Below are 13102 nucleotides of genomic sequence, written 5' to 3' on the forward strand. Positions count from 1 at the left end.
GGTAGGCGACCTAGAGGGCGTACCGGACACGCGACGGGGCTCCCTCCTCAAGGCGACTGGGTTCTTTGAAGGTTAAGGCGCCGAAGAGGGGGGCACTCCCCCGCGAGCGTTGTCCGGTACGCCATCTCCAAACAACTAGCCCTCTTTCTAAGGAACGAGCACGGCGATACCGAACATCATCTGGTCGCCCCAGAGAATCAAGACCCACGGGATTGATGTAAGAATCCCAAGTCCCACTAGCGTGGGGCGGTACCATCGGCTCTTTGGCAGGTATGCCGCTACCAGCAGTGCCAGCGGGAACAGCGGCAGCAGGATACGGATGGTGGAGGAAATCGGGTGCCAGAGAATGAACAGGTATCCCATGTAGCAGGCGGTCCACAGCCACAGTGCCGGGTGGATGAGGGTGCGGCTGAATTTGCGGGAGATCCAGTAGTAGAAACCCACCATTGCTGCAATGAACAGGATTGCTACAACGGCTTTAGGGAGTGTACCTCCGAGGTAGTAGTAGATGCGGAGTATCCACTGGGTGAAGAATTGGTGGCCTTCTCCGGGTTTGCGGTTGCTCCAGCCGAGTTCTGTTGCGAAGTAGGCATCGAGGCGTCCGGTGTGGATCGCTGCGTGCAGGGGGTGCACGAAGGCAAAGAAGCAGACCAGCAGTGCACCGAGGAGCTGACCGAAGCGTCCACGGAATGCCGCCCACGCATCCGCAGGGGCGAGACGTAGGTCCCCGCCGAGACGGCGACGGTAGTCAACGACGGTGCACCACAGCCACCACAGGCCGACGAATGCACCGAGGGGAACGCCGACCGGGCGTGACAGGGCGGCGAGGAACGCTACGGGTAGCAGCATGAGGTATCGGCCGCGGAGTACGCACCATACGCTTAAAGCAATCAGCAGGATGGATAGTGCTTCTGCGTAGCCGGTGATGAAGACGGGGCTGGCAACGCTGAATGCGTACACGGCGACAGCCCACAGTGCTAGGCGGTTGCGGGATTCGTCGCCGACAAGTGCACGGGTGTCGAAGACGTTGCGGTCACGCCAGTTCAGGCAGCCGATGAAAAGGCGGTACATTACATAGGCCAATGCGAAACCGGCGGTGAGGGTCAGTGCAAGCGTTGCGACACGGTACTCGATGCCGAGTACGTTAGCGATTCCGCCGGCGATTAGGGGTTGTAGCGGCATGAATGCCCAGGTGTTGTTGTCCACCGTGCCGTTGGGGCGCATGGGTAGTTCTTGCGGATACCAGTCGGTGTAGATACGTTCGTAGAGGAGGGCATCCCACCTGTTCAGGAACCCGAGGAGGTCATTGTGCTGACCGAAGTCAATGAGGGGGTGGGTCCTGTGCTGTTCGAGGGCGATAGCGAGCATGCCCAGGTGGAGGATGCATGCTACAGCCCAGATGATGAGGGCTGGGATCCAGGTGCGGCGGGCGGGTAGTAGCTCGGGTTGGTTGGTTCCGGACCCTGAGGAGGCGGTTTCGCCTCTCCCCTGTGTGGAGGGTCGGTGTGCTTCTAGCGTCGGTATAGGACCGGTGAGGAAGCCATAAAAGAAGTTACGCAGGTTGAAGGACGGTACGGCCCGCCCAAGGTGTTCAGCCATGGTGTTCCTGTGTATGTGTGAATGAATAGTGGCGTGTTTCGGCGCTGCTGCCAGGGTGCTTGGCGTGTGTCATGATCCTGGGTTGCGCAGTGCATTATGATGAAACGTTTCCCATAGAATACCAACTAATCTACAGTTTTTGGCACATTACAGGGGTCTCACCTGAAAACTAACCATAGATATAAGTCACATATCATTTGGGGGTGCCCATAGACAAAGCCGGTGCCTGCTATGTAGCAGACACCGGCTTTCATGATCTTGTTAGTTAGGGAGTTCTAGGGAAGGAGCCAGAAGGGGCCAATGACGTCCGGGCCGCCCCAGAGCAGGCGCATCCACAGGGCGGAGCCGAGCAGACCCGCCACTACCAGCAGGAGGCGGTACACGCGGCTCTTCGGCAGGTAGGCGGCGACCAGCAGCGACAGCGGGAACAGCGGCAGCAGAATACGGAACGTAGACGACGTCGGGAGCCAGAAGATGAACAGGTATCCGGCGTAGCAGGCGGTCCACAGCCACAGGGCGGGGTGCAGCAGGGTTCGGGTGAACTTCTGCGACATCCACCAGTAGAAGCTCAGGATGAGGAGCACCAGGCCCGCCCACATGATGATGGCGGGTACGGAGCCCACGTAGTAGAGGTTGAACTGGTGGACCCACTGGGCGAAGTACTGGTGGCCGTCTTCGACCTTGCGGAAGCTCCAGCCGAGTTCGGTGGCGAGGTACGCATCCATACGTCCGGTGCGCAGTGCCGCGTGCAGGGGGTGCACGAATGCGAAACCGCAGACGAGCAGGGCGCCAAGGAGCTGACCGAAGCGTCCGCGGAACGCAATCCACGCATCCAACAGGACAGACTGCGAGGATTCATCGGCACGGCGGGCAAGATAGTCAGACACGGTGCACCACAGCCACCATAGGCCTACGAACGCGCCGAGTGGTACACCCAGCGGGCGGGACAGTGCCGTCATAAGAGCTGCGGGCAGCAGCAGGATGTAGCGTTCACGCACCACACACCAGACGCTCAAGGCAAGGAGCAGAGTGGAAAGAGCCTCGGCGTAACCGGTGACGAAGATGGGGCTTGCCGGGCTGAACGCGTACACCGCGAGCGCCCACAGGGCGATGCGGTTTCGGTTCTCGTCGCCGACGAGTGCGCGGGTGTCGAAGACGCCGCGGGCACGCCAGTTCAGAGAGCCCACGAAGAGGCGGTAGAGTACGACCGCCAGGGCGAGGCCGGCAGCGAGGCTGACTCCGACCGCGGCGAGGCGGTATTCGATACCGAAAATGTCAGCGACTTTGCCGCTGATCATTGAGTGGAGGGGCATGAACGCCCAGGAGTTGAAGGATACGGACCCGTCGGCGCGCAGGGGCAGTTCGGTGGGGTACCACTCTTTGTAGATGCGCTGGTACCAGCCGGCGTCCCAAATGTTGAGGTAGGAGAGGAAGCCGTTGTGGTTTTTGTTTTCGTGGCTGAGGGGGTTCCGTTGGTCTTCGGCGAGCGAGTAGGCGAAGGTGCCGAGGTGGGTTGCGCAGGCTAGCACCCAGATGAGGAGGGCGGGGACCCAAGTGCGCCATGCGGCCAGCTTCTGGGGGTTGGCGGCGGGTTCGGTATTACGCATCTTAGTTTTCGTGGAGGGGCGCTGCGCTTCGAGGGCAGGCACGGGGTCGGTGGAGGAGCCGGATGAGAGGTCACGTTCGATAAAGGACACAGGTTTTCCTGGGGATTGAGCCATAAGTATTCTCGCGAGTGTAGTGTGGACGCATGATAGATATTCCGGCGCTGCACCTGTTGGACCGTGTCTATTAGATGTGGCGGGTGCTAGCCAGCCAAGATGGGTGGTGCAGTTTGGTGAAATATCCATGTGTAGACTATCAACGAACTGACGGCGTCTCAATGCGAACGCGCTATTCCTGCTGATTATGACGAAAGAGACGCATAAAGCCGGCCCCTGCTGAATAGCAGACACCGGCTTTACACGTACCAGGCTTATGTTCAGGAAATAGATAAAGAATCCGACAGGATCAATAACCCCAGAATTAGGTGAGCTGACAGCATCCCCCAACCCCAGACCAAGCCACCTATATATCCCCAGCCCAAGGCGAGCTAACCGGAGAAGGTAACCACCTACCAACCCCCTATATCTTCACCCGAGGGGTAGGCGACCTAGAGGGCGTACCGGACACGCGACGGGGCTCCCTCCTCAAGGCGGCTGGGTTCTTTGAAGGTTAAGGCGCCGAAGAGGGGGCACTCCCCCGCGAGCGTGAACCGGTACGCCCTCTCCAAACCCTAACCCACAGGCTAGCGGGTCACAGGCACCTTGGAGAATTCGCGCACGGTACCTTCGGGGTCGCCGGAGCGGACCAGTGCTTCACCGATGAGGATTGCGTCGGCACCGGCGCCGGCGTAGGCGCGCACATCCTCGATGCTGGCGACACCGGATTCGGCGACCTTGATGACCGAGTTGGGCAGGTGCGCGGCGAGGGATGCGTAGTGTTCGTTGTTGACTTCGAGGGTCTTGAGGTTGCGCACGTTGATGCCCACGATCTTGGCGCCGATTCGCTGGGCGACCTCGATTTCTTCGGGGGTGTGGGTTTCGACGAGGGCGTTCATGCCGAGCGATTCGGTGAGCTCGAGGAACTCGCGGAGGGTCTGCTCGTCGAGTGCCGCGACAATCAGCAGAACCAGGTCGGCGCCGTGTGCGCGAGCCTCCCAAATCTGGTACTCGTCGACGGTGAAGTCCTTACGCAGTACAGGGATGTTCACGGCGGCGCGCACAGCGTCCAGGTCGGCGAGGGAGCCGTTGAAGCGGCGCTGTTCGGTGAGCACGGAAATCGCTGCAGCACCACCGGCCTCGTAGCGTGCGGCGAGCGCGGCGGGGTCCGGAATCTCGCCGAGGGCACCCTTGGAGGGTGAGGAGCGCTTCACCTCGGAGATAATGCGTGCGGTTGCGCCGTTGCCGCCGCCGGGCACCTCGCCGCGCAGGGAGGCGAGGGCGTCGCGGGCGGGTGCAGCTGCGAGGGCGCGCTTCTTCATCTCTTCGAGGGGAACCTGCTGTACGCGGGCAGCGAGGTCTTCGCGGACGCCGACAATAATCTCGTCGAGAACGGTGCTCATGGTGTCTCCTTGGGTTACTTGGTGGCGTTGACGGCTGCGTCTGCGTCGAGGGGTGCCAGGCCGGAGGCGGTCAGCACGGCGCGCAGCGGGGCGGCGGACTTGTTGACGGTTTCGAGGGTTTCGGAGTCCGGGTTGGAGTCCATGACGAGGCCCGCGCCTGCCTGCACGTAGGCGGTGCCTTCCTTGAGTACGGCGGTGCGGATGGCGATTGCCATGTCCATGTTGCCGGCGAAGTCGAAGTAGCCGCACACGCCGCCGTAGACGCCGCGGCGGGTCGGTTCGTATTCGTCGATGAGCTGCATCGCGCGCGGCTTGGGTGCACCGGAAAGGGTGCCTGCCGGGAAGGCGACGCGCAGCACGTCGTAGGCGCTGAACTGCGGGTCGAGTTCGGCGCTGACGGCGGAGGAAATGTGCATGATGTGGCTGAAACGCTCAATAATCATGAACTGGTCGACGGACACGGTGCCGGGCTTAGCAATGCGCGAGAGGTCGTTGCGTGCCAGGTCGACGAGCATGAGGTGCTCGGAGCGTTCCTTCTGGTCGGCGAGCAGTTCCTCGGCGAGCGCGAGGTCCTCTTCGCGGGTTGCCCCGCGCGGGCGGGAACCGGCGATGGGGTGGGTGCTGGCGATGCCGTCCTTGAGGGTGACGAGCGCCTCCGGGGACGAGCCAACAATGTGGAACGGGGTGCCGTTGCTGTCTTCGAAGTTGAAGAGGTACATGTACGGCGAGGGGTTAGACTGGCGCAACACGCGGTACACGTCGAGTGCCTTGGCGTTGGTTTCGGCTTCGAAGCGGCGTGAGAGCACGATCTGGAACACGTCGCCGTCAATGATGTTCTTCTTGGAGCGGTCGATGGCGTCCTTGAAGCCCTGTTCGCTCCAGGTGAGGGTGACGTCTTCGCGGACCTTACGGTCAACGTCAGCTACGCCGGAGAGAATGGAGGTGGTCGCTGCGGCGCCGCGCTGCAGGCGGCGGAGCATGCTGTGCAGGCGCGCGACGGCGTCCTCGTAGGCGCCGTCAACGTTTTCGCTGGTGCCGTTGAAGTTGATGGCGTTGGCGACGAGCAGGACGGTGCCATCCTTGTTGTCGTGGATTGCCATGTCGGAGACCATGTTGAGCGCGAATTCGGGCAGGTTCACGTCATCGGCGGGCGGGTACGGCAGGTGCTCCCAGTGGCGCACGACGTCCCAGCCGAGGTAACCAACCAGGCCGGAAGTCAGCGGCGGCAGGGTCGGGTCGGGTTCGGTGTAGAGCATCTGCAGGGTCTTTGCGATGGCTTCTACGGGGTCGCCGTCGACGGGTGCGCCGGCGGGGGTGCGGCCCTGCCAGTGGACTGCACCGTCAACGGTGGTGAGGGTCGAGCGGGAGGACGCGCCGATGAAGGAGTAGCGGTCCCAGGCGGCGGATTCGCCTTCTGCGGAGATCTTGGCGGATTCGAGCAGGAAGGTGCCGTGGGCGGCTTCGACGGGTTCGCCCTGGTCGTTTTGGAGTACGAGGGATCGGTAGATGCCGATGGGGGTGAGTGAGTCGGCGAGGATTTTGATGTGTACGGGAATGACGCGGGTGCCGGCGGCGCGGGCGCGGAATTCTTCGAGGCTGGGGGTGATGGTGCCCAAATCCTGCATTGCTGTACTCCTTGGTGTTGGGTTGGACCTGCCGATGCATGACATGACAGTCGTGACATGACGGTGTGGGCATGCCAGCTTAGGGCATGTCGGCGCGGGTGTTGAGCCTAGTCAGTAGGTGTGCCGAGCCGGAGGTTAGCGCGTCAGTGCGCTGTCACCTCATGGCGTTCTGGCGCTGTGACTCAGTGTGGTTCTAGTGCCGCGCGTTGTTTCAGTTTAACCGGTGTTGCGGCCCAGTTCCATGGTGAAGATCAGAACGTTCTCTTCGTGAAACTGAGCCGCGCACCGTTCAGCCGTGTTAGTTGCTGAACTGCTTGAGGGTTGCTGCGGTCTGCAGTGCCGCTGCGGTTGCCTCGTAGCCCTTGTCTTCGTTAGAGCCTTCCAGGCCTGCACGGTCGAGTGCCTGCTGCTCGTTGTCGCAGGTGAGCACGCCGAAGCCGATGGGGCGGCCGGTCAGCACGGACACGTCGGTCAGGCCGTTGGTTGCGCCCTGGCAGACGTAGTCGAAGTGGGGGGTGCCGCCACGGATAACCACGCCGAGCGCGACGATTGCGTCGAACTTCTCAGCGAGGCGGGTTGCTGCGACGGGCAGCTCGAAGGTGCCGGGAACGCGCACGAGGGTCGGCTCGATGCCTGCATCGCGTGCTGCACGCTGTGCACCGTCGATGAGGCCGTCCATGACCTGGGTGTGCCAGCTTGCCGCTACGATTGCGAGCTTGAAGCCCTTGTAGTCTTCGGGGTTGAGGGTGGTGTCTGCTGCGCCTACGCCGCTCATTGTGTTCTCCTTGTGGGTTCTGGGTTTGTGAAAAGTTTAGTTTGCAGGGGTGCCGCTACGCGCTTTTGAGCACGTGGCGCATGCGCTCACGCTTGGTCTGCAGGTAGTGTGCGTTCTCGACTCGGGCGGGAATTTCGTCCGGGATGAGTTCGGTGACCTGCACGCCGAGGCTTTCGAGCGCCTCCTGCTTGGCGGGGTTATTGGTCACGAGCCTCAGCTCATGCACGCCGAGCTCCTGCAGAATCAGTGCCGCCTGCGAGTAGTCGCGCATATCGCCGTCCAGGCCAAGCGCCAAGTTCGCGTCGAGGGTGTCGAGTCCGGCATCCTGCAGCGCATAGGCGCGGAGCTTGTTAACCAGGCCGATGCCGCGTCCTTCGTGGTTGCGCACGTAGATGAGGTACCCGCCGGTGCGGCTGAGGATGCGCAGGCCGTTCTCCAGCTGGGGTCCGCAATCGCATCGGAATGAACCGAAAATGTCGCCGGTGGCGCATTCTGAGTGGATGCGCACCGCGGGCGCTCCCCCGCCCTCGGTGGGTACGGGGGTTCCGTCACGGTCGAGGGCGCGGGCGCTGATGTGCTCGGCGCCGTCTGCAAATCGCCAGGCTCGCAGACCGAACACGCCCTGCGGGGTGGGTACGGCGACCTCTTCGGTGCTTTCGACCAGCAGCGGGCTGGGGTTGGGCACCATGTCGAGGGGGCTGACTCGGTAGCCTTCAGCGAGCTCGGAGGCGATGCGCAGGGATTCGGCGCTGAGCTCTTCAGCCTGCGCCTCTACCGGCTCTGCGGGGGTGTTAGGGGTTTCGCTCATGCGTTCTCCTATGCCGCCTCGGCTACGTACTTGATGAGGTCTTCAATGGAAATCATGGGCAGGTTGTGCTCGGTGGCGAAGGCGCGCAGGGCGTCAAAACGCATCATGGAGCCGTCGTCGTGCACGACCTCGGCGATAACGCCCACGCCAGACAGGCCCGCCGCGCGGGAGAGCTCCACTGCGGCTTCGGTGTGGCCGGGGCGCTCCGCCACGCCGCCATCAACAGCGCGCAGCGGGAAGATGTGGCCGGGGCGGGTAATGTCCGCCGGGGTGGAGGCAGCGTCCGCGAGGATCTGCACGGTGCGTGCGCGGTCCGCTGCGGAAATACCGGTGCTCACGCTGGAGGCCGCATCGCAGGAGACGGTGTAGGCGGTGCCCTTGGGGTCCTCGTTGTTGGTGACCATGGGCGGCAGGTTCATCTCGTCTGCGCGCTTATTGGTCATGGGTGCGCACACTACGCCGGAGGTGTAGCGAATCATGAAGCCCATCAGCTCGGGGGTTGCGTGCTCGGCGGCGAAGATGATGTCGCCTTCGTTTTCGCGGTCCTCATCGTCAACGACGACCACGGCGCGACCTGCGGCGATAGCGTCCACTGCGGTCTGCACGCTGTCCAGAACGCTCGCGGCATCGGCACGGCGCGGCGCGACCTGCTCAGAAGCAGTCTGCGGCACACCTGCGAACGCGGTCAGGCGCTGCACGTACTTAGCGAGCGCATCGGTCTCAAGGTTCACGCTATCGCCGACCTTGAGGGCGCCGAGGTTGGTTGCCTTCAGGGTTTCGGGGATCAGGCCAACCTCGAACCACGCGGGGGTTTCACCGGGCTCAGAAACCGCGGTGACGGTCAGGGACACACCAGACACAGCAATGGAGCCCTTCTCCGCGAGCAGGGGTGCCAGTTCGGCGGGCAGGTTGAAACGCAGGGTGCTCCATGCCTCGTGCGCGGTGACGGATGCGAGGGTACCGACCGCATCCACGTGACCCTGCACGACGTGACCGTCGAGGCGGCCGCCGGCGGGCAGGCAACGCTCCAGGTTGACGGTGTCGCCGGGATTCAGGTTGCCGAGGTTGGTGCGGCGCAGAGTCTCGCCCATGGCGTAGGCGCGGAACTGGCCGGGCTGCAGCTGGTCAAGGTCAATAGCGGTGAGGCATACACCGTTGACGGCGAGGGAGCCGCCGTGTTCGAGGTCGGCGACGATGTCTCCGGCGTTGAGGGTCAGGTAGGCTGCGTCGCTACCTTCGATGGGGGTGATGGATTCTACGGTGCCGAGGGCGCCAATGATTCCGGTAAACATGTGTGCTTTCCTTTTCTCGCCGTGTCCGCCGGATCGTCGTCGTTGAGGGCGACGGGCGGCGATGGTTTGTTCGTCTGTATAACTATACGTATTTTTCGAATATTCCCCGTGACGGGGAGCGTTTGTGCCAGCATGCGAACCAGCCAGCACTGCCAGTCGCGGCTAATCCAGCCGCGGTTCCGGCGCGTGGCAGGCGTCCAGCTTCGGCAGGGTGCGCCGCTCTCCCGGTTCCTGCGCCGTTCCGCGAGGTGCCGGCACCAGGTGCGTTGCAGTGTCCTGACCGAGCACGCGCACCGCCGGGAACATGCCCAGGTCATCCAGTTGCAGGCGCGGTGCCTGCGCGAGGGTGTCCACGAGCAGACGGTAGACGGCGCTCTTGCCTCGACCCATAATCATGGGGGCGCGGTACCAGACCATCTCGTCGATAAGGTCCTCACCGGCGAAGAGGCCGACCATGCCGGGGCCGCCCTCAATCATGAGGTGCCGCACCCCGCGGGCATACAGCTCATCGAGCAGTTTGCGCGGGTCGTGGGTGAAAATCTGCAGGAAGTTCTGCGGGTCTGCCTCCACGCCTTCGGGCGGGTTGAGGCCGCGAATCCGGTAGTTTTCGGTAATCTCGGTTTTGCCCATGACCACGCGCAACGGTTGCTTCTCGAAGCGTTCCCCGTTGGCGTCGCGCGCGTCCAGGGTCGGGTCGTCCATGAGGGTGGTCCGGGTGCCAATCATGACAGCGTCGGCGCGGTGACGAATCAGGTGCCCATCAATGCGCGCGGCGGGCCCGGTAATCCACTTGCTCGTGCCGTCAGCAGCCGCAATGAACCCGTCCAGGGTGGATGCGCTCTTTGCGGTGATGAAGGGGCGACGTTCGGTGGCGGCAATGAACCAGCGCTCGTTCAGCAGGTAGGAGGCGTTCGCGAACTCCTCCATGGCGTGCACGGTGACGCCCTGCGAGCGCAGGTATGCGGCGCCTCCGGCTGCGTTTTCGGTGTCGTCGCTGTAGGCGTAGTAGAGTTCGCTGATGCCCGCCTCGGCGACGGCGTGGGAGCAGGGGCCGGTGCGTCCGGTGTGATTGCAGGGCTCGAGGCTCACGTACATGCGGGCGCCGGTGAGGTTGGTTCCCGCGGCACGGGCGGCGGCGAGTGCGTCGGCTTCGGCGTGCGGGGTGCCTGCGCCTCGGTGGTAGCCCACGTGCAGCAGGTGCCCGTCACGGTCGGTGATGATAGCACCGACAAGGGGGTTCGCGCCGCGGATGCCCTGGCGTGCCGCCTGCAGTGCCAGGCTCATCGCCTCATCGTGGCTGAGGGTCTGCTCGGAGCTCGGCAGGTTCAGGGTGCGTGCGGCGGGCAACCCGGCGAGGTGCCCGTACTCTGCGGCGGAGTAGTCCAAATCGTTATGCGGCAGGTGCGTGCTGGGGGTAAGGGTTGCGGGCAGGTGCGCGCCAGCCAGCGCCTCCTGCGAGGGATTCTGCGGCATCTTATGCACGACCCTTCTGCACGTCAGTTACTTCAACGGTCACGTCGGGGAACTGGGTCTGCACCTGGGTCTTCTGCGCCTCCAGGTTGCGGGTGCGCCACCAGACGAAGAAGCCGACCAGGGTAAAGCATCCGTAGAACACGTACATGAGGGAGGTTGCGTAGTAGCCTGCGCTCCACAGCAGCGGCACGCCAACTAGGTCGACGGCAACCCAGATAAGCCAGAATTCAACCCAGCCGCGCGCCATGCCGTAGGTGGCGAGCAGCGAGCCGGTGAAGATCCAGGCGTCGGACCAGACCGGTTCGTAGGAGCCGAGGGCGCGGAAGATGGGGGTGAGCAGCAGGGTGCCTGCAACCATGGCAACAACCAGACCTGCACGTTCGGTGTTGGTTGCCCACTGAGGGATGACGGCGGCACCAGCGCTCGCGTTACCGCCGGAGGCGCGGGTTGCACGCCAACGATGCCAGCCCCAGATGGACACGGCAATAAACATGATTTGGCGGCCTGCCTGGCCGAGCATGGTCACGGGGTGCGGGCTACCGACGAGGGCGCCCAGGAAGACGGTGAGGAGTAGCAGGTTGCCGAGAATGCCGACGGGCCACGCCCATACTTTGCGTCGCATGCCGCCCAGCGCCGATGCCAGGCCGAATGCGTTTCCGAGAACTTCGCGCACGAGGAGGGACTGGTCCCCCACGTGAATTTGTGCGTCGAAGAGCCACCGCAGGATGTCCATTGTTTCTTTCCTCTCTGAGTTGGACCGTGTTTCGGATGCGCGGGGTGCGCATCTGCGGCGGCTCCGGGGAGAGGAACAGAAAGGGCGGCTACCGTGGGCACCTTAGGGGTGCCCGGTATCCGTGGTGAGGCGGGAGTGGCGAACCAGTCAACCGCAGCTGAAAAACACAGCTGAAATCAGCCAACCGCGGCAGGGGATTAACGTACCCGCACCTCCGAGGTGCCTCTCCCCTGTATCACAGAAAGCTGATGCTCTGCCAAGAAACCGCTCTCTCAGCAACAGTTTTCTCAAGCAGCAGCTCTCTGATAACAACTGCGTCGGTGCACCCTGCACATTATCTCGAGGGGTCTCGGGATGCTCGGCGGAGTGCGCTCCTGCCTTTTTCTGCTCGTGCTACCTTCCATCCAGACTGTACTGTCGGCACCGGATTTTCACCGGTTCGGCCTCTCTTGCGGGCGGGCGTCTCTAGCGGAGTCTTAGCGTCCTGTGTGGATTTAGCGTCCTGCACGGATGCGAAGATTCGTACGATTTTTTGCCTGCCTGCGAGAGCGGTTCGCGGGCTGTGACCGCCGGTTCGGAATTTCACCGACCCCGGAGCACGATGTCGATATTGATTATGCCACAGCGCACGCCGGGGGTTTAATTTGTTTTCTCTGGGATAACTTACGTGACAAGATGACGTTTTATGACTGTGCTCTAAGCATGCTTTCAAGCCCCGCTACGCAACTCCCCTGAGCAGCCACTCACGGGACCTCTCTGGAACCTGATTCTTCATTTTTCGGGAGCGATTTATCACGGTTTTATAACGGTGGAGAGCACCAAACAGACCAAAGAGTTACGGAGGCCTCCAGGGGGTTGCTCAGGGCACGCTGAACACCCATCAATACCTTTATGACAAGGAATTATAACAATAAGGTTAAATTATTGGTTTAAGGTTTACTCCAGGGGTGATTTAAGGTTATTCTTATCTACAGGAGCTCCCATCACCGATAAACCGGTTCCGTTGAGAGCTACTTGATTCGGACCATCCGAGCACTCACATCAAACCCTTAAGCTTCTGCCATTTGAAGCTGGAAAACTGGCCCGCGGACTGCATTCCCGAGTATGGTTTTCACGCAACATCTGCGCGTACTGGATTGCGCAGTATTGCGGCACACGATGTTGATGTGCTTCACCATCGGGAGGCAACCACACCGAATTATTTTCTCGACGGAACCGGCGTGGGAGCTCTTCCGAATAAACTTCCGGATGATCGCACGGCGTACCCACTTGTGTGGGGTGTTGTGCGTGTCGAACGGTCATAAGCTCCCGTTCTTCTGTCGTCGCCTACCGTGGTGCGCGATGGAGGTTGCGGGAACCTTGCGGGATGGTTGATCCCGCGCGCTCTGCATTGTCTTGTGGAGTGTGGTGTGTTTGGGTGGCGTATTCGCAGTGCCGGAGCGGATACGCCACCCGTTTTTAACCTGTGAAACGTTTAGTGGCCACGCACCCAGGCAAACGGGCAGCGCAACCCAACGACAGAACGACCCCCTATTCAGCCCAAATCAGGCGTGCTACCTCTGAAACCCAACTACAGACCAACCCCTATATCAATCTGCCCCGAGGGATAGGCGACCTAGAGGGCGTACCGGACACGCGAAGCGGGGGCTCCGTCCTCGAAGCGCCCCCAGGCGCTGAAGAGGGGGCACTCCCCC

At 62.4% G+C, this 13102-nt stretch carries 9 protein-coding genes and 1 riboswitch; all 9 genes read right to left on the reverse strand.

What is annotated here, in order from left to right:
• Window positions 1-147 precede the first annotated feature (147 nt).
• A complete protein-coding gene (locus tag QZ540_RS06750) occupies window positions 148-1599 on the reverse strand; it encodes a hypothetical protein (protein WP_294628657.1) in 1452 nt (483 codons plus the stop codon).
• Window positions 1600-1874: 275 nt separating this feature from the next.
• Window positions 1875-3296 carry a hypothetical protein gene (locus tag QZ540_RS06755; protein ID WP_294628659.1) on the reverse strand — a complete coding sequence of 474 codons (1422 nt, stop codon included), beginning with the start codon at window positions 3294-3296 and terminating at the stop codon, window positions 1875-1877.
• Window positions 3297-3886: 590 nt separating this feature from the next.
• A complete protein-coding gene (trpC, locus tag QZ540_RS06760) occupies window positions 3887-4702 on the reverse strand; it encodes an indole-3-glycerol phosphate synthase TrpC (RefSeq protein WP_294628661.1) in 816 nt (271 codons plus the stop codon).
• Between the two features lie 14 nt (window positions 4703-4716).
• Window positions 4717-6327, reverse strand: coding sequence for an anthranilate synthase component I (locus QZ540_RS06765; protein WP_070830669.1), 1611 nt, complete (start codon window positions 6325-6327; stop codon window positions 4717-4719).
• 298 nt (window positions 6328-6625) lie between these two features.
• Entirely contained in the window at window positions 6626-7102 is a 477-nt protein-coding gene (ribH, locus tag QZ540_RS06770; protein ID WP_005506244.1) for a 6,7-dimethyl-8-ribityllumazine synthase, read from the reverse strand.
• A gap of 55 nt (window positions 7103-7157) precedes the next feature.
• On the reverse strand, window positions 7158-7910 hold the full coding sequence (locus QZ540_RS06775; RefSeq protein ID WP_294628664.1) for a GTP cyclohydrolase II: 753 nt from the start codon (window positions 7908-7910) through the stop codon (window positions 7158-7160).
• 8 nt (window positions 7911-7918) lie between these two features.
• Complete coding sequence (ribB, locus tag QZ540_RS06780; protein WP_294628666.1) at window positions 7919-9202, reverse strand: 3,4-dihydroxy-2-butanone-4-phosphate synthase; 1284 nt, start codon at window positions 9200-9202, stop codon at window positions 7919-7921.
• Between the two features lie 162 nt (window positions 9203-9364).
• On the reverse strand, window positions 9365-10675 hold the full coding sequence (gene ribD, locus QZ540_RS06785) for a bifunctional diaminohydroxyphosphoribosylaminopyrimidine deaminase/5-amino-6-(5-phosphoribosylamino)uracil reductase RibD (RefSeq protein WP_294628668.1): 1311 nt from the start codon (window positions 10673-10675) through the stop codon (window positions 9365-9367).
• 1 nt (window position 10676) lies between these two features.
• Window positions 10677-11408 (reverse strand): nicotinamide riboside transporter PnuC, encoded by a 732-nt coding sequence (gene pnuC / locus QZ540_RS06790; protein ID WP_294628670.1) that lies wholly within the window; start codon window positions 11406-11408, stop codon window positions 10677-10679.
• A 386-nt stretch (window positions 11409-11794) separates the two neighbouring features.
• Window positions 11795-12012, reverse strand: a riboswitch (FMN riboswitch).
• Window positions 12013-13102 lie beyond the last annotated feature (1090 nt).

Source organism: uncultured Rothia sp., from assembly GCF_916049665.1.
Taxonomy (GTDB): Bacteria; Actinomycetota; Actinomycetes; order Actinomycetales; family Micrococcaceae; genus Rothia.